15 protein-coding genes are annotated in these 16,601 nt (G+C 72.7%); 10 read left to right on the forward strand and 5 right to left on the reverse strand.

The genetic code is table 11. From position 1 onward, the window contains the following. Positions 1-29 precede the first annotated feature (29 nt). The 3 genes from FB388_RS27725 to boxB all read left to right on the forward strand — a co-directional run bounded on the left by FB388_RS27725 (position 30) and on the right by boxB (position 4,887). On the forward strand, positions 30-1,625 hold the full coding sequence (locus FB388_RS27725; protein WP_142105065.1) for a benzoate-CoA ligase family protein: 1,596 nt from the start codon (positions 30-32) through the stop codon (positions 1,623-1,625). Positions 1,626-1,777: 152 nt separating this feature from the next. Continuing rightward, positions 1,778-3,469, forward strand: coding sequence for a 2,3-epoxybenzoyl-CoA dihydrolase (gene boxC / locus FB388_RS27730; protein ID WP_142105066.1), 1,692 nt, complete (start codon positions 1,778-1,780; stop codon positions 3,467-3,469). A 5-nt stretch (positions 3,470-3,474) separates the two neighbouring features. After that, on the forward strand, positions 3,475-4,887 hold the full coding sequence (gene boxB, locus FB388_RS27735; RefSeq protein ID WP_142105067.1) for a benzoyl-CoA 2,3-epoxidase subunit BoxB: 1,413 nt from the start codon (positions 3,475-3,477) through the stop codon (positions 4,885-4,887). A gap of 20 nt (positions 4,888-4,907) precedes the next feature. Here the strand turns inward: boxB and FB388_RS27740 are convergent, their stop codons facing one another. Further along, positions 4,908-5,867, reverse strand: a complete 960-nt coding sequence (locus FB388_RS27740) for a helix-turn-helix domain-containing protein (protein WP_142105068.1) — start codon at positions 5,865-5,867, stop codon at positions 4,908-4,910. 153 nt (positions 5,868-6,020) lie between these two features. Between FB388_RS27740 and FB388_RS27745 the strand changes: the two genes are divergently transcribed. Continuing rightward, positions 6,021-6,821 carry an alpha/beta hydrolase gene (locus FB388_RS27745; RefSeq protein ID WP_142105069.1) on the forward strand — a complete coding sequence of 267 codons (801 nt, stop codon included), beginning with the start codon at positions 6,021-6,023 and terminating at the stop codon, positions 6,819-6,821. Next, on the forward strand, positions 6,818-7,609 hold the full coding sequence (locus tag FB388_RS27750) for an MBL fold metallo-hydrolase (protein WP_142105070.1): 792 nt from the start codon (positions 6,818-6,820) through the stop codon (positions 7,607-7,609). Before FB388_RS27745 ends, FB388_RS27750 begins: the two co-directional genes overlap by 4 nt. A gap of 24 nt (positions 7,610-7,633) precedes the next feature. Here the strand turns inward: FB388_RS27750 and FB388_RS27755 are convergent, their stop codons facing one another. Next, positions 7,634-8,683, reverse strand: a complete 1,050-nt coding sequence (locus tag FB388_RS27755) for a D-2-hydroxyacid dehydrogenase (RefSeq protein ID WP_211362240.1) — start codon at positions 8,681-8,683, stop codon at positions 7,634-7,636. 154 nt (positions 8,684-8,837) lie between these two features. Between FB388_RS27755 and FB388_RS27760 the strand changes: the two genes are divergently transcribed. After that, positions 8,838-9,689, forward strand: coding sequence for a helix-turn-helix transcriptional regulator (locus FB388_RS27760; RefSeq protein ID WP_142105071.1), 852 nt, complete (start codon positions 8,838-8,840; stop codon positions 9,687-9,689). Between the two features lie 7 nt (positions 9,690-9,696). Here FB388_RS27760 and FB388_RS27765 read toward each other — a convergent pair whose 3' ends face one another. Then, complete coding sequence (locus tag FB388_RS27765) at positions 9,697-10,575, reverse strand: alpha/beta fold hydrolase (protein WP_142105072.1); 879 nt, start codon at positions 10,573-10,575, stop codon at positions 9,697-9,699. Positions 10,576-10,629: 54 nt separating this feature from the next. Here FB388_RS27765 and FB388_RS27770 point away from each other — a divergent pair, with 54 nt between their 5' ends. Then, complete coding sequence (locus FB388_RS27770) at positions 10,630-12,576, forward strand: AfsR/SARP family transcriptional regulator (protein WP_142105073.1); 1,947 nt, start codon at positions 10,630-10,632, stop codon at positions 12,574-12,576. Positions 12,577-12,582: 6 nt separating this feature from the next. Here the strand turns inward: FB388_RS27770 and FB388_RS27775 are convergent, their stop codons facing one another. Together FB388_RS27775 and FB388_RS27780 are read right to left on the reverse strand one after the other, a co-directional pair. Continuing rightward, entirely contained in the window at positions 12,583-13,206 is a 624-nt protein-coding gene (locus FB388_RS27775; RefSeq protein ID WP_170225855.1) for a DUF1707 SHOCT-like domain-containing protein, read from the reverse strand. Between the two features lie 16 nt (positions 13,207-13,222). Next, the gene (locus FB388_RS27780) at positions 13,223-14,437 is read right to left on the reverse strand and encodes an FAD-dependent oxidoreductase (protein WP_142105075.1); all 1,215 of its coding nucleotides are present in this window, start codon (positions 14,435-14,437) and stop codon (positions 13,223-13,225) included. An 81-nt stretch (positions 14,438-14,518) separates the two neighbouring features. Between FB388_RS27780 and FB388_RS27785 the strand changes: the two genes are divergently transcribed. From FB388_RS27785 to FB388_RS27795, 3 genes are all read left to right on the forward strand, one after another. Continuing rightward, entirely contained in the window at positions 14,519-15,016 is a 498-nt protein-coding gene (locus FB388_RS27785; protein WP_211362241.1) for a MarR family transcriptional regulator, read from the forward strand. Between the two features lie 146 nt (positions 15,017-15,162). Further along, positions 15,163-15,750 (forward strand): class I SAM-dependent methyltransferase, encoded by a 588-nt coding sequence (locus tag FB388_RS27790; protein ID WP_142105076.1) that lies wholly within the window; start codon positions 15,163-15,165, stop codon positions 15,748-15,750. Beyond that, the gene (locus FB388_RS27795) at positions 15,747-16,598 is read left to right on the forward strand and encodes an MOSC domain-containing protein (RefSeq protein ID WP_142105077.1); all 852 of its coding nucleotides are present in this window, start codon (positions 15,747-15,749) and stop codon (positions 16,596-16,598) included. Before FB388_RS27790 ends, FB388_RS27795 begins: the two co-directional genes overlap by 4 nt. Positions 16,599-16,601 lie beyond the last annotated feature (3 nt).

The raw sequence follows: 16,601 nt of genomic DNA on the forward strand, positions 1-16,601 counted from the left end.
GCCCACCCGTTCGGACCGGAGCCGCTCCCATGACGGAACTGTTCAACGCCGCTGCCTACCTCTCCGAGCGCCGTGTCGACGCCGGCGGCGGTGAGCGGATCGCCCTCCGCCATCCGCGGGGTACCCACACCTACTTCCAGCTGACCGCCGAGGTCCGCCGCATCGCCGCGGGTCTGGTCGGCATCGGCGTGCGCCCCGAGGAGCGCGTGCTCCTGTGCATGGCCGACGACGTCGAGCTGGCCACCGGCATCCTCGCCGCGATGTACGTGGGCGCGGTGGCCGTACCGGCCTCCACCATGCTCACGGCCCGGGAGCTGGCCGCGCTCGTCGTCGACTCGCGGGCCCGGGTGATCGTGGGCAGCCCGCAGTTCGCCGACGCGGTCACCACCGCCGCCGCGGGCGCGCCGGACCTGCGCCACGTCGTACTGACCGGCGACACCGCGCCGGACGTGCCCGGCAAGACCTGCCTCACCTGGGACGACCTGCGCACGGCCGACCCCCTCACCGCGCCGTACGCGACGTGGGACGAGTCGCCCGCGCTGTGGCTCTACACGTCCGGCACCACGGGCAAGCCCAAGGGCGCGATGCACCGCCACGTCGACATCCGCCACGTGTGCGAGACCTACGCCGCCCAGGTGCTCGGCATGGGCCCGGACGACGTGTGCCTGTCGGTGGCGAAGCTGTTCTTCGCCTACGGCATCGGCAACTCGCTGTTCTTCCCCCTCTCGGTGGGGGGGAGCAGCGTGCTGGAACCGTCCCGGCCGAACCCCGCCCTGTACGCGCAGCGGGTGGCCGAGCACGGCGTCACGCTCTTCTTCGGCGGCCCCAGCTTCTGGGGCCCCCTGATGGCCGCCGACCTGCCGCCGGAGACCTTCTCGACCGTCCGCAACGGGGTGTCGGCGGGCGAGGCGCTCCCGCCGCGGATGTTCCACGGCGTCCGTGACCAGTACGGCTTCGAGATCCTCGACGGCATCGGTTCCACCGAGGCGCTGCACATCTTCATCTCCAACGTCCCGGGGAAGGTCGTGCCAGGCAGCTCCGGGTTCCCCGTGCCCGGGTACGAGGTGCAGCTGCGCCGCCCCGACGGCAGCGTCATCGAGGGCGCGGGCGAGCCCGGGATGCTCTACGTGGCGGGCGAGTCGCTCTGCACCGGCTACTGGTGCCGCACGAGCGTGAACCGCGCGGTGTTCCACGGGGAGTGGATGCGCACCGGCGACCAGTACGTCCGCAACGACGACGGCAGCTGGACCTGCCTCGGCCGCGCCGACGACGTGCTCAAGGTCGGCGGGATCTGGGTGAGCCCGTCGGAGGTCGAGGCGCGGCTCCTGGAGCACCCGGCGCTCGCCGAGGCCGTGGTCGTCGGCGTGCCGGACGAGGACGGGCTGGACAAGCCGGTGGCCTACGTCGTGGCGCGGCCCGGGGAGACGGTCGACCCGGACGAGGTCGTGGCGTTCTGCCGCGCCGGGCTCGCGGCGTTCAAACGCCCCCGGCTCGTCGTACAGGTCGACGAGCTGCCCCGCACGGCGACGGGGAAGATCCAGCGCTACCGCCTGCGGGAGCGGGCCGCCGCGACGGTCACGCCGCCGACGGCGACGGCGGACGAGGTGGCGGAGGCGAAGGCCTGACCGACTTCGCACATCCGGTGCCGGCTTCGCACGGGGCCCGCCTTGCGCGAAGTCGGTGCACGGTGTGCGAAGTGCCAATGTTCTACAACAGGTTGCCGACCTGACGCATCGCTGTAGAATGACAGCCAGTCCGCCTCGGGAGGTCGTCGCCGATGACGAGCAGCGCAGAGCCCGCCTCAGACCCGCACGTCTCCTTCGACACCGACCCGTCGCGCTACCGCCACTGGCAGCTCGACGTGCGGGGGGAGGTCGCGTACCTGCGCCTCGACGTCGCCGAGGACGGCGGGCTGGTGCCGGGCTACGAGCTGAAGATGAACAGCTACGACCTCGGCGTCGACATCGAGCTGCACGACGCCGTGCAGCGGCTGCGCTTCTCGCACCCGCAGGTGCGGGCGGTGGTGCTCACCAGCGCGAAGGACCGCAACTTCTGCGCGGGCGCGAACATCCGGATGCTCGCCCAGAGCAGCCATCCGTGGAAGGTGAACTTCTGCAAGTTCACCAACGAGACCCGCAACGAGATCGAGGACGCCACCGCCCACTCGGGGCAGACGTGGATCGCGGCCGTCAACGGCACCGCTGCGGGCGGCGGGTACGAGCTGGCGCTCGCGTGCGAGCAGATCCTGCTGATCGACGACAACTCCTCCGCGGTCGCGCTGCCGGAGGTGCCGCTGCTCGGCGTGCTCCCGGGCACCGGTGGGCTCACCCGCGTCACCGACAAGCGCAAGGTGCGCAAGGACCGCGCCGACGTCTTCGCCACGCGCGCCGAGGGCATCCGCGGGCGGCAGGCCGTCGAGTGGCGGCTGGTCGACGAGGTGATCTCCAAGCGGCAGTGGGACGAGACCGTGGCCAAGCGCGCCGAGGAGGTCGCCGCCCGCTCCACCCGTCCGGCCGACGCCGTCGGCATCGAGCTGCCCCCGCTGCAACGGGAGGAGTCCCCCGACGGGCTGCGCTACGAGCACGTCGATGCGCGCTACGACCGGGAGAACGGCCTCGTCGAGATCACCGTGCACGGCCCGGAGGGCGACGTGCCCGACACGGTGGAGCGCGTGCACGAGCTGGGTGCGCGGTTCTGGCCCCTCGCGATGACCCGTGAGCTGGACGACCTGATCCTGCGGTTGCGCGCCAACGAGCGGGACCTCGGCACGTGGGTGGTCCGCACGAAGGGCGACGTCGAGGACGCGCTCGCCTTCGAGCGCGTGATCGCGCGGTACTCCAGGGACGACTGGCTGGTCAACGAGATCCGGCACTACTTCAAGCGCGTGCTCAAGCGGCTCGACGTCACGTCCCGGTCGCTGGTCGCGCTGATCGAGCCGGGCTCCTGCTTCGCGGGCGCACTGCTGGAGCTGGCGCTGGCCTGCGACCGGCAGTACATGCTCGACGGCTTCCTGGAGGAGGACTCGCAGGAGGGCGAGCCCGCCCAGATCGTGCTGTCCGACAGCAACTTCGGCGTCTTCCCCATGGGCAACGGCCTGTCCCGGGTCGCGAGCCGCTTCTACGGCGACGACGACCACGTCGCCAAGCTGCGCCAGGAGACCGGCCGCCGGATCGACGCGGCCGAGGCGCTGGAGCTGGGGCTCGTCACCGACGCCCCCGACGACATCGACTGGGACGACGAGGTCCGGATCATGCTGGAGGAGCGGGCGTCCCTCTCCCCGGACGCACTGACCGGCATGGAGGCCAACCACCGGTTCGTCGGCCCGGAGACGATGGAGTCGCGGATCTTCGGGCGGCTCACGGCGTGGCAGAACTGGATCTTCGTTCGACCGAACGCGGCGGGCCCGGAGGGTGCGCTGCGCCGTTACGGCACGGGCCGCAGGGCCGACTTCGACCGCAGGCGGGTGTGACAGCGATGGCCATCGACTACAGCGAGAAGATCCCGAACAACGTCGACCTGGCGGGCAACCGCAAGCTGCAGCGGGCGCTGGAGAGCTGGCAGCCCAACTTCCTCAACTGGTGGAAGACCATGGGCCCGGCGGTGCCCACCGAGGACGTGTACCTGCGCACGGCCGTCGCGGTCGGGCGCGAGGGCTGGGCCCACTTCGACCACGTTCCGATGGACGAGTACCGCTGGGGTGTGTTCCTCGCCGAGCGCAACAGCGACCGCCGCATCGCCTTCGGCGAGCAGAAGGGCGAGCCGGTGTGGCAGCAGGTGCCCGGCGAGTACCGCGCCGACCTGCAGCGGCTCATCGTCATCCAGGGCGACACGGAGCCTGCGTCGGTGGAGCAGCAGCGCCGCCTCGGCGAGACCGCCCCGAGCCTGTACGACCTGCGCAACCTGTTCCAGGTCAACGTCGAGGAGGGCCGTCACCTGTGGGCGATGGTGTACCTCCTGCACGCCTACTTCGGCCGGGCGGGGCGGGAGGAGGCGGAGGCGCTGCTGCAGCGCAACTCCGGTGACATCGACTCGCCGCGCATCCTCGGCGCGTTCAACGAGGAGACGCCGGACTGGCTGTCGTTCTACATGTTCACCTACTTCACCGACCGGGACGGGAAGTACCAGCTCGGCACGCTGAAGGAGTCGGCGTTCGACCCCCTGAGCAGGACCTGCGAGTTCATGCTCAAGGAGGAGGCGCACCACATGTTCGTCGGCACCACGGGTATCGACCGCGTGGTGGCGCGGAGCGCGGAGCTGATGCGCGAGCACGACACCGAGGACATCGCGCCGCACGGCGGCATCCCGCTCGACGTGATCCAGAAGTACATCAACTTCCACTACTCGGTGTCGCTCGACCTGTTCGGCTCGGAGCGGTCCACCAACGCGGCCAACTACTTCACCGCCGGGCTCAAGGGCCGCTGGCAGGAGGAGCGGCGCAAGGACGACCACGTGCTCACCGAGGACGCGGCGCACATCGACGTCGTCCGGGACGGCGAGATCACCACCGACGAGGTCTCGGCGCTGCTCGCGCTCAACCACGACCTGCGCCGCGAGTACATCGCCGACTGCGAGACCGGCCTCAAGCGCTGGAACCGCGTGCTGGAGAAGGGCGGCGTCGACCGGCGCCTGTACCTGCCGCACGTCGGGTTCAACCGCCACGTCGGCGTGTTCGCCGGCAACCACGTCACCCCGAAGGGCGACCTCGTCGGCGAGGACGTGTGGGAGGCCAACCGGGACAGGTGGCTCCCGAGCGATGGCGACAAGACCCACGTCCGGTCGCTGATGCGGCCGGTCTACGAGCCGGGCAAGATCGCGGGCTGGATCGCGCCGCCGTCGAAGGGCATCAACGACAAGCCGATCGAGTACGAGTACGTCCACTTCCCCTGACGGTTACGGGGCGCCGGCTCTCAGCCGTCAGCTTCGGACCGGCGTCGCCATTCGGTCGGTGTCACGCCGTACGCGGACAGGAACCGGCGGGCGAAATGGGTCGGGTCGCGGAACCCCCAGCTGCGCGCGATCGCCGCGATGGACCGTTGCCGGCTCTCGGGCCGCAGGAGCTCTTCCCGCGCGCCCCGGAGCCGTTCTGCGATGATCCACTGCTCGAGGCTGCGGTCGGCCCGCGCGAAGACCTTGTAGAGGTGGCGCAGCGAGACGTTGTGCGCTGCGGCGATCGTGGCGGCGCGGAGGTCGGGATCCTTGAGGTGCTGGCGCACGTATGCCCGCACCCGCGTGAGGAGCGTTTCGGCGAGTACCTCGCGTGAGTGCCGGTCGGCGTGGGCGGCGGAGAGCAGGAGTGCGCGGGCCAGTTCGATGGTGGCGGCACCGAGATCGGCTGCCGCGGGGTCGGCGCTGAGCCGGTCGGCATTCACCGCCAGATGGGCGACGTGGTCGGCGACCAAGCGGTACATCGGGCTGTTGTGAAGACCGCCCACCGCGCGACGGACGACGTCGATCGGAAGGCCGAGCTGATCGATGGGAATCTGGACGCATCCGGCGGCCCCGTCGCCTGACCAGGAGAAGTCGTACGGCGCTGACAGGTCGACGGCCATCAGCCCGCCGGGCGCGACGATCGCCTGCCGGGCGAGCTGCTCGTGTCGTCCGACCGACTGCTGCTGGGCGGACAGGGCTACGACCGGCATCACGTCCTGCTTGGCCTGCTTGGCCGTGCGCAGCAGCCGGATCCCTGACGCCCGGGTGGTGAAGATGTTGGCGGGGCCCAGATCCCACAGTCCCATCCGGGCATGGACGTCGCCGCCCTGCGCCTCGTGGATCACGTAGCAGGGCGCCGACGCCTGCGTCATCGCCACGTGAACGGCCTCGGCCCGGTCGCCCGGCGGTATGCCCGCCGTGTCGAGGACGTAGGGCATGGGCGCCGCCTTCGCTCGTTCCGAACCGGGCCAGTGTGCACGGTCAGCCGAGAACGGTGCACCGACAGCCGAGTGGCGGGACGCCGACCGCACCTACCGTCTGAACCGGTCATGATGCGGAGCAGTCCTGCTCGCGTTCCTGAGGAGCCATGCATGAGCGCGCCCGACACGATCGTCCTCGTCCACGGCTTCTGGGTCACGCCGCGCAGCTGGGAGAACTGGGTCACGCACTACGAGCGGCGCGGCTTCCGGGTGCTCGCCCCCGCGTACCCCGGCTTCGAGGTGGAGGTCGAGGCGTTGAACGCCGACCCGACCCCGATCGCGGAGGTGACGGTACCGAAGATCATCGCGCACCTCACCGCCGTGATCGAGGAGCTGCCCGCACCACCGATCATCATCGGGCACTCGGCCGGTGGAGCGTTCACCCAGATCCTGCTCGACCACGGCCTCGGCGCCGCGGGCGTGGCGCTCAACTCCGCGCCGACCGAGGGCGTGCGCGTGGTTCCGCTGTCGCAGCTGAAGTCCACGTTCCCGGTGTTCAAGAACCCCACCAACCGGCACAAGGCGGTCGGGCTCTCGTTCGAGGAGTGGCGCTACGCCTTCACCAACACGTTCAGCGAGGAGGAGGCCCGCGCCCTCTACGAGCGCTACCACATCCCGGCGGCCGGCTCGATCGTGTGGGGCGGCGTGCTCGCCAACTTCCGGCCCGGCCACCAGGACACCTGGGTCGACTACCACAACGACGACCGGGCGCCGCTGCTCTTCGTCTCCGGCAGCGAGGACCACATCATGCCGCCGGCGATCCAGCAGTCCAACGCCAAGCACTACAAGTCGAACACCCTCACCGAGATCGAGGAGCACGAGGGCTACGCCCACCTGCTGCCCGCCCAGAAGGGCTGGGAGGAGATCGCCGACCGCGTACTCGACTGGGCGCTGGAGCACGCCCGGAAGTGACGGGGATCCGTGTCACCCACGTCGGCGGGCCGACCGCGCTCCTCGAGATCGGTGGCTGGCGGATCCTGACCGACCCGACGTTCGACCCACCCGGCCGCCGGTACGCGTTCGGGTGGGGCACGTCGTCGCGCAAACTCGCCGGCCCGGCGGTCGCCGCCGAGGCACTCGGGCCGATCGATGCGGTGCTGCTGACGCACGACCACCACGGCGACAACCTCGACGACGCCGGCCGTGCGCTGCTGCCGTCGGCCGGCACGGTCCTGACCACGGCCTCCGGGGCGTCGCGGCTCGGCGGCAACGCACAGGGCGTCGAGCCGTGGTCGTCGACACGGCTCGAGCGCCCCGGCCTGCCGACGATCGAGATCACGGCCACCCCGTGCCGGCACGGCCCGCCGCTCTCCGGACCGATCGTCGGCGACGTCGTCGGGTTCGCGCTGCGATGGGCCGGCCAGCGGGACGGGGTGCTGTGGATATCCGGCGATACCGTCCTGTACGGCGGGGTCCGGGAGGTCGCCGACCGGCTGCGGGTCAGCGTCGCGCTGCTGCACCTCGGCGGAGTGCGGTTCCCGGTCACCGGGCCCGTGCGCTACACGATGACCGCCCGCCGGGCCGTTGCCCTGTGCCGCCTCGTCCGGCCGCGCACGGTCATCCCGGTCCACTACGAGGGCTGGAAGCACTTCCAAGAGCCGCGCCGGACGATCGAACGCGAGTTCACGAGTGCCCCGGCCGACGTGCGGGGCAGTATTCGCTGGCTACCCATCGGCACGCCGACCACGCTCGACGTCTGATCCGCCTCACCTGTCCGCACGACCTCAGTAGAACTCGACCGTGTTCACCACGTTTCGCAACGGCCTGCCGTCCAGCAGGCGGGCGGCGTTGTCGGCGAAGAGCTCCGCGATCCGCTTCCCCTCCGCGGGCGTGAGCGCGGCGTTGTGCGGGCTGATCAGCACGTTCGGCAGCTCCCACAGCGGGCTCGCCGGGTCGAGCGGTTCGGCGGCGAACACGTCGAGCGCGGCGAACCCGATCCGCCCGTCGCGCAGCGCCTCCACCAGCGCGTCCTCGTCGATCACGCTGCCGCGCCCGACGTTCACGAGGGTGGTGCCGGGCCGGACGGCGGCGAGCACGTCGGCGCTCACCAGCCGCTCGGTGGCGGCGGTGCCGGGCAGCGTGACGACGATCCCGTCCACCCGCCCCACCACCGCGGCGAGCTCGGAGGGGTGCACCAGCTCGGTGACGCCCTCGACCGGCTCGCCGCGCCGGCTCGTGCCGATAACCCGCGTGCCGAACGCCGCGAGCAGGCGGGCCACCTCGCGGCCGATCCCGCCGAGGCCGACGACCAGCACGGTCTGCTCCCGCAGCTGGCCCATCAGCCAGCGGTCCGGCCACTCGTGCCGGGCGGCGTCGGCCTGCAGGCGGGGCAGGTTCTTGGCCCCTGCGAGCAGCCCGAACAGGGCGTACTCGGCGAGCGGGCCGCCGTGCACCCCGGCCGACGTCGTGAACGTGACGCGCTCGAGCTGCTCGGCCGACAGGCCGGCGGCCTTCACCAGCGCGCCGCCGCCCGCGGCCATCGTGTGCACCCAGCGCAGGCGGGGGTTGGAATCGACCGCTCGCCGCAGCGCCACCGGGTCCTCACCCGGCACGCCGTAGAGCGCTTCGGCCTCGGCGATGATCTCCGCGAAGCGTCGTTCCTGGGCCGGGGTGCGGGTGAACGAGGGATCGCCGTGGTGGTCGGCCGGGTACCGGACGGGCGGCAGCAGCTCCTGCTCGCACACGAGGTCCACCCGCGGCTCGAGCCGCGGGACGAGCTCCGCCAGCTCCTCGCTGAGAGGCGTCACCACGGCCACACGCAGTCGATCACTCACGGCCCCAGCATCTCAGGCCCGACACGTACCGACGAACGGCGCGTTCGTCGGTACCTATCCGACGAACGCGCCGTTCGTCGATGTGCAGCAGGGACCGGGACCGGGGGATCAGCTGTACCAGGCTCCGAGCCCGGTCGCGCGGCATGCTGGACGCATGGATCGCGTCGAGGTCGGGATCGCGCTGCGCACGTGGCGGGAGCGGCTGCGCCCGGCCGACGTCGGGCTGCCGGCTGGCGTGCGGCGGCGCACGCCCGGGCTGCGGCGCGAGGAGGTCGCCGGCCTCGCCGGGATGTCGGTGGACTACCTGACCCGCGTCGAGCAGGGGCGCGGCCCGCGCCCGTCGGAGGCCGTTCTGGGCGGGCTGGCCAGGGCGCTGCGCCTCACGGACGCCGAGCGCGAGCACCTGTTCGAGCTCGCCGGGGTCGCGCCGCCCCCGCCGGGACGCATCCGCAGCGCGGTGCGACCCAGCGTGCAACGGATGATGGACCGCTTCACCGACCTCCCGGTCGTGCTGCTCGACGCCAAGTGCGACGTGCTCGCCTGGAACCCACTGGCCGCCGCCCTGCTCGGGGACATGTCCGCCGTCCCGCTCGCACAGCGCAACCTCGTGTGGCAGGCGTTCCTCGGTCAGGGCGGGCGGGTCGACGTGAACTCCGAGGATCGTGAGCGGCTCGACCGCGCGATCGCGTCCGACCTGCGCCGCACGGCCGCCCGCTACCCCGACGACCCGGGCCTGGCCCGGCTGATCGCCGAGCTGCGCGCCGGGAGCGACCGGTTCGAGCGCCTCTGGACGCTGCGCGAGCTCAACGAGCACCACGACGACACCAAGCGGATCCGCCACCCCGAGCTCGGTGTGCTCGAGCTGGACTGCAACGTGCTGCACGTCCAGGGCGACGACCAGGTGCTGATCGTCTACTCGGCCCCGCCGGGGAGCCGGGAGGCCGAGGCGCTCGCTCTGCTCGGTGTGGTCGGGCTGCAGGAGATCGGGGCGACGGCGGACGGCTGACGGGCGGTCACCGCTCGAGCAGGTCCAGGACCAGCCGTGCGACGTCCTCCGGCGCCGACTCGGCCATGAAGTGCCCGGCCCGGGTGGTGAAGTGCTGGAGGTCGGCGACCCAGGGGCGCCAGATCGCGGCGGCGTCGAACCCCAGCTGCGCGCCCCAGTCCTGCTGGACGACCATCACGGGCATCGTGAGCTGGTTGCCGGCGTCGAGGTCGGCCTGGTCGTGCTCGATGTCGACGGTCGCGGTTGCCCGGTAGTCGGCGACGATCGACGGGACGGCGTCCCGGCAGGCGCGCAGGTACTCGGCGCGCACGTCGGCGGGGATGGCGTCGGGGCCGGTGGCCCAGGCGTCGAGGAAGTGGCCGAAGAACGCGTCGGAGCTGTTCGCGATCATCTGCTCGGGCAGGCCGGGCGGCTGGGCCATCAGGTAGAGGTGGAAGGCCACGGCCGCGCTGACCCCGTGGAGGACGTTCCAGGTGTCCAGCGTGGGGACGATGTCCAGGATCCCGAGGTGGCTCACCCGGTCGGGGTGGTCGAGGCCCGCCCGGAACGCCACGTGCGCGCCGCGGTCGTGCCCCACGAGCGCGAACCGGTGGATCCCGAGTGCGTCGGCCAGGCCGACGACGTCGGCCGCCATCGTCCGCTTCGAGTAGGTGCTCTCGTCGACGGCTTCGGGCTTGCTGCTGGCGCCGTAGCCGCGGAGGTCGGGGCAGATCACGGTGTGGTGCTCGGCGAGGACGGGGGCGACGTGCCGCCACATCAGGTGGGTCTGGGGAAAGCCGTGCAACAGCACGAGCGCGGGGCCGTCCCCGCCGACCGCGGCGTTCAGCTCGATGCCGTCGGCGACGGCGATCGATTCGGTCTCGAATCCCGGAACGGTGATGCTCATGCTCGGAGGATCGGGCACCCGGATCAGCAGCGGGTCAGCGGCGACAATGGCCGCGTGGAGATCCACGTCAGGGTGCTCGGGCCCGTCGAGGTCCGGGACGCCGGTGGCCGCCCGATCGCGGTGGGCAGCAGGCGCCGCCGCGAGCTGCTCGGACGGCTGGTCGCGGCAGGCGGCCGGCCCGTCCCGCTCGAGGTGCTGGTCGACGACCTCTGGGAGGATCACCCGCACACCGCTGCCGGCACGGTGCGCACCTTCGTCGGCGAGCTGCGGCGCGCGCTCGAACCGGACCGCCGCCCACGGACCCGGTCGCAGGTCATCGAGACCGTCGGCACCGGGTACGCCCTCCGGATCCCCCGGGCACGGGTCGACGCCCACCGTTTCGAGGACACGCTGCGGGCCGTGCGCGACGAGCACAGCCGCGAGGCCGTCGGCCCGCTGACCGATGCGCTCTCGTGGTGGGCGGGCGAGCCGTACACCGACCTCGACGCCTCGCCGTGGCTGACGCAGGAGCGCGCCCGCCTCGCCGAGCTCCACCGGCAGGCCGTCGAGCTGCGCGCCGGCGCCGTGCTCGACCTCGGGCGTGGCGCGTCCCTCGTCCCGGAGCTGGAGGCGTTCGCAGCCGCCCATCCCTGGCGGGAGAGCTCGTGGGTGCTGCTCGCCCACGCCCTCTACCAGGCCGACCGCCAGGTCGACGCACTGGCGTCGCTGCGCGCTGCACGGGCGAGGCTGCTCGACCGGTACGGGCTGGAGTCGGCGGACAGCCTCGACCACCTGGAACGCGACATCCTCCGGCACGCCCCGCACCTGAGACCCTCACCGCGGGACGAGGACCGGCTGCGCCTGCTCACCCGCACGGAGGCGACGGGGACCTACACCCGGCTGCGCTCGATGAGCGCCGTGGCCCGGGCAGCGGCGGTGACCGGCGGCGCCAACCTCGTGCTCGCACAGGAACAGCGGGCCGCCGCGGTGGCGGAAGCGGAACGCACGGGCGACCCCCTCCTCACCGCGCGGGTGATCACCGCCTACGACGTGCCGACCATCTGGACGCGCGTGGACGACCCCGGACGATCCGAAGCGCTGGTCGCGACCACCCGACGCACCCTCGACAGACTCGGGCCGGAGGCACCACCTGCGCTTCGCGCGCGTCTGCTCGCCACCGTCGGGCTCGAGCACCGGGGATCCCGGGACCGCTGGGCGGCCGACGCGGCCACGGAGGCCGAGCGGCTCGCCCGGGACCTGCAGGACCCGGGCGTGCTGGCGCTCGCGCTCAACGCCCGGTTCGTGCAGTCGTTCCAGCGACCGGGGCGCACCGGGGAACGCCACGCCATCGGCGCCGAGCTCATCGAGCTCTCCGTGCGGCACGAACTCCCCACGTTCGAGGTCCTAGGCCATCTCGTCGAGATCCAGGTCCAAGCGGCCCGCGGCGACACCGAGGCCGCGGAGCGCCACGTCGTGGCGGCCGAGCGGCTCGCCACCGTCCACGAGGCGCCGGTCGTCCACGTGCTCGCTGCCGCGTTCCGGACGATGCAGCTGGCGGCGCGGTCCAGCGACCCCGCCGAGGTCGCGCACGCCTACCGCGCGGTGGCCACCGAGCTGGCCGGGGCCGGTATGCCCGGGGTGGAGGCGGGCTTCCTCCCGCTCGCGCTGCTCTCGGTGCGCATCCGCCACGGGCGTCCCGCGCCGACGACTCCCGACCTCGACTGGGGCCCCCACCGCCTCTGGGTCCGGCCGCTGCTCGACCACGCCCGTGGCGACCTCGCGGCCGCCCGGCAGGCCGCCGCCACCCTGCCCGCACCCGCCGCCGACCACCTGTACGACGCGCTGTGGGCCGTCAACGCGCACACGGCGGTCCTGCTCGGCGACGACGCACTCGCCGCGCGAGCCCGTGCCGCCCTCGACCCACTGCGCGGTGAGATCGCGGGCGGGGTCACCGCCATGATCACCTTCGGGCCGATCGACGACATCCTCGCGACGCTTGACGAGCACCTCGATGCGCGATAGCTCGCTCTAGTCGTCGTCATCGTCATCGTCGTCGCGGTCGGGCTCACCGGGGCGCAGGATGTCGACGCTGCCGAACGCACCCGTGGCGTCGACCACGACCTCCTGGCCGGTTCCGGTGCAGGCCAGTGCGCAGTCGGTGCTGCCGAAGATCACCGCTCCCTCGGGCCGCGCCCGCATGCCCTCCGGGACGACGACGTCGACGCTGCCGAAGAGCATGCCCACCTCGACGCGGTCCTGGCCGGGCGCGACGGTGACCTGCCGGTTGCCGAAGACGGCCGCGCCGTCGGTCGCCGTGACGACGTGCACGCCGCCGAAGATCACGGCCCCGATGGCCGCGATCCCGACCAGCGACCCGCCGAGCCGCTGCCCGAGGCTCTTCGACGGCCCCTTCTCGGGAACCGCCGCCACGACCGCGGTGGGCTGCTCGCCGGGACCCGGTCGGTACGGAGGCAGGTCGCGAACCAGCTCGTCCAGGTCGCCCTGGGTGCGGGCGGCCCAGCACGACGCGGCGCGCTCGTCGTACTCGATGAGGGTGAGCACGCCGTCGCCGTGCGCCTGCTGCAGGTGCGCGTCGGTGGCGCGGCGTTCGCGGTCGCCGATGCGCAGCTCGGGTCCTCGTGGTTCGTCCACGACCCCCATAGTGGCGCTAACGGCGGCCGGCCGGCACCGTGGCGGGTACGACCTGGGCGTCCCAGTCGATGTGGTACCCGTGCAGCCACGCCTCGGCCTGCGCTCCCTGCCGGCGGAGGAAGAGCGGCAGCAGCGCGTCGCGCAGCACCCGCGCCACCGGCCCGGCCGCCTTCGCGTTGCTCGACCGCGCGCCGTTCGCCACCACCCGCTCCACCCGGAACCGCCGCAACTGCTCGTAGGCGGCGAAGGCGGCATCTGGTTCGGGGAGGTCGCGCAGGCACCGGCCGAGCTCGACGGCGTCCTCGATCGCCATCGAGGCGCCCTGCCCGGACGCGGGCGACGTGGCGTGCGCGGCGTCGCCGATCAGCACCATGCGATCGCGGTGCCACCGCCGTACCGACGGCAGGTCGTAGGTGGCCCATCCCTCCAGCTCCCCCGGTGTGGCGGCGATGATCTCGCAGGCCGGGGTGCGGTCGCCCGCGAAGAGCTCCGCCAGCCGGGCCCGCCAGTGCGCCGTGCCGAGCCCGGAGAGCTCGCCCGGTGCCGGCTCGGAACGCTGCGGCGGGTTGGCGAACCACCAGACGGCCCCGTCCGGCGCGACCACGTACCCGAAGAACGCCCGTTTGCCGAACACCATCTCGTAGCCGCCCTGCACCCCGTCGACGGCGATAGCAGGGGCGAAGCCGCCAATGTTGAGCACGGGCACGTAGCGCGCGGGGGCCGCTCCCGGATCGATGACCTGGCGGACCCGGGACCGGATCCCGTCGGCGCCGACGAGCAGCTCGGCCGTGGCCGACGTCCCGTCGGCGAACTCGGCGCGGACGCCGCCGGGTACCGGCCGCACCTCCACGAGCCTGCGCCCGTGCTCGATCGTGATGCCCTGCTGCCGCGCCTCGTCGCGCAGCGCGCGGTAGAGGTCGCTGCGCTTCAGCGTGACGCCGACGGTGCCGTCCGGAAGGGCCGCGCCCGTGCTCACCTCACCGAGCAGCTTCCCGGTGCCGCTGCGGAAGCGCATGCTCGGGGTGGGGAAACCGATCCCGGCGACGACGTGACCGACGCCGAGCGTGCGCAGCGCGTCGATGCCGTTGACCTGCAGCGTCAGGAACGCGCCCAGCTCGTCGGCCGTGCTCTCGCGGGCCTCGTACACCGTGGGGGTGATGCCTGCCCGCTGGAGCGCGATCGCCGCCACCGGCCCCGCGATCCCCGCTCCGATCACCAGCGCCGTCCGCATGTCCTACCCTTTCCTCGCCATGCCGAATATCTCGCCGTCTCGAGTATCTTGGCGTCGCGAGATAAAAGTCAAGGAGGTCGAGTGGTCGCCGACGAGTTGCGGGCCGCCATCCAGCGGTCGACCCTGCGCTTCATCGCGGGAGTCGTGCTGCACAACCACGCCGTGGCGCAACGGGTGGGGCTCGGGGCGAGCGACTCGCAGCTCATCTCGCTGCTCAACCTGCACGGCCCGCTGACCCCGGGCCGGCTCGCGGACATGACCGGCCTCACCACCGGCACCGTGACGGGCGTGATCGACCGCCTGGAGCGCGCCGGATTCGTGCGCCGCGAACGGGACACGACCGACCGCCGGAAGGTGCTCGTGACCCCGGTGCCCGAGGCCATGGCGACCCTGGCCGACCACTACCGGCACCACGGCGAGCTGCTGGAAGCCGTGCTCAGCACCCGCGACGAGACTCAGCTGCGGGTGATCGCCGCCTTCCTCGCGGACCTGACCGACCCGGACGCCGGAGCCTTGGTGGCCCCGCCACCCTCGGCAGGCGGGCGCGGGAGTGGCACCGGGAGCAGCAACGGCAGCTGACCGGGCGCCGCGCGGTTGGGGCGGCGTACGTGGCCCATCACCCACCCGGTGCGCCGAGGATGCCCGTGCACGAAGGACACTCCCATCACCTCCGACACCGAGTTCAGCACAGGGGTCGGACATTCGGGGGCTCCTAGCATTGCCACGTGCCCGCTCCCGCGCTGTTCGACGCATCCGCCGACACCTACGACCACGACCCGCACCACCTCGTGATCGCCCGGCTCCTGGTGGCCGGCCTGCAGCAGGCGCCGGAGCCCGACCTGGTCGTCGACGTCGCCACCGGCACCGGGTTCGCCGCCATCGCCGCGCTCGAAACGCTCGCACCGCGGCGGGTACTGGCGATCGACATCTCGCCGCGGATGATCGAGAAGGCAGCGGCGAAGACGGGCCGGGTCGAGTGGCGGGTCGCGCCCGCCGTACCGCTCGACCTGCCGGACGGAGCGGCCGACGTGGTGCTCTGCGCGTCCGCGCTGCACCTCATCGGCGCCTCCGCCCTGCCCGAGTGGCGCCGCGTGCTGCGGCCGGGCGGGCAGGTGGCGTTCAGCATCCCGGTGGCCGCGGACTTCCACCCCTCCCCCGAGCTCGCGGCATCGCTGCCGACCGACCTCGCCGTACCCGCCGACGAGGCAGGTGCCGAGCGCATCGCCCGTGCCGCCGGCTTCGAGTCCGTGCGGGTGACGACCACCGCGTCCCCGCGCCGCTCGTTCCTCGTGTTCGCGGAGGTTCCCGCATGAGCGCCCGCGTCGTCTCGCTGCACACCTATCCGATCAAGGGCTGCGCCGGAGTGCCGCTGACCAGCGCGTACCTCACTCCGGCCGGGCTCACCCACGACCGGACGTTCATGATCGTCGACGAGCACGGGGTCTTCCGCAGCCAGCGCAGGGAGGCGCAACTCGCGCCGATCCGGCCGGAGGTGCTCGACGACGGCCGGGAGCTGCGGCTGCACGCCCCCGGCACCGACGGCGTGCGGGTGGCGGTGGACCTCGACGGCCCCCGGCGCCCCGTCGAGATGTTCGGGCAGCCGTACCGGGCCATCGATCAGGGCGACGCGGTCGCACGATGGCTCACGCGCGTGGTCGGGTCTCCGAGCCGGCTCGTGCGGGTCCCGCCGGAGCACGACCGCGTCACCGACGGGGAGACGCCCGGCCGGGCCGGGTTCGCCGACAGCGGCGCCCTGCTGGTCGCGAGCCGCGCGTCCTTGGCCGAGCTGAACCGGCGGATCGCCGACCGCGGTGCGACCGGGGTGCCCATCGACCGGTTCCGCCCCAACATCGTCGTGGACGGGTGGGCCGAGCCGCACGTCGAGGACGAGGCCCGCGAGCTGACCGTCGGCGACGCCGAGCTGGCGTTCGCCAAGCAGGCGATCCGGTGCGCGGTGACGCTGGTCGACCAGCTCACCGGCGTGCGGACCGGGCCGGAGCCGCTTCGGACCCTCGCCGACTACCGCCGCGTCCCGGGCAAGGGCGTCGCGTTCGGCGCGAAGTTCTCCGTGCTCACGCCCGGGCAGCTCGCGGTAGGGGACGACGTCGTCGTGCGGCGGTGGTCGGGCACGGCGGTCACCGCCCAGCCGAGCACGTCCTAGTGC

Source organism: Pseudonocardia cypriaca (assembly GCF_006717045.1).
In the GTDB taxonomy this organism is placed as follows: domain Bacteria; phylum Actinomycetota; class Actinomycetes; order Mycobacteriales; family Pseudonocardiaceae; genus Pseudonocardia; species Pseudonocardia cypriaca.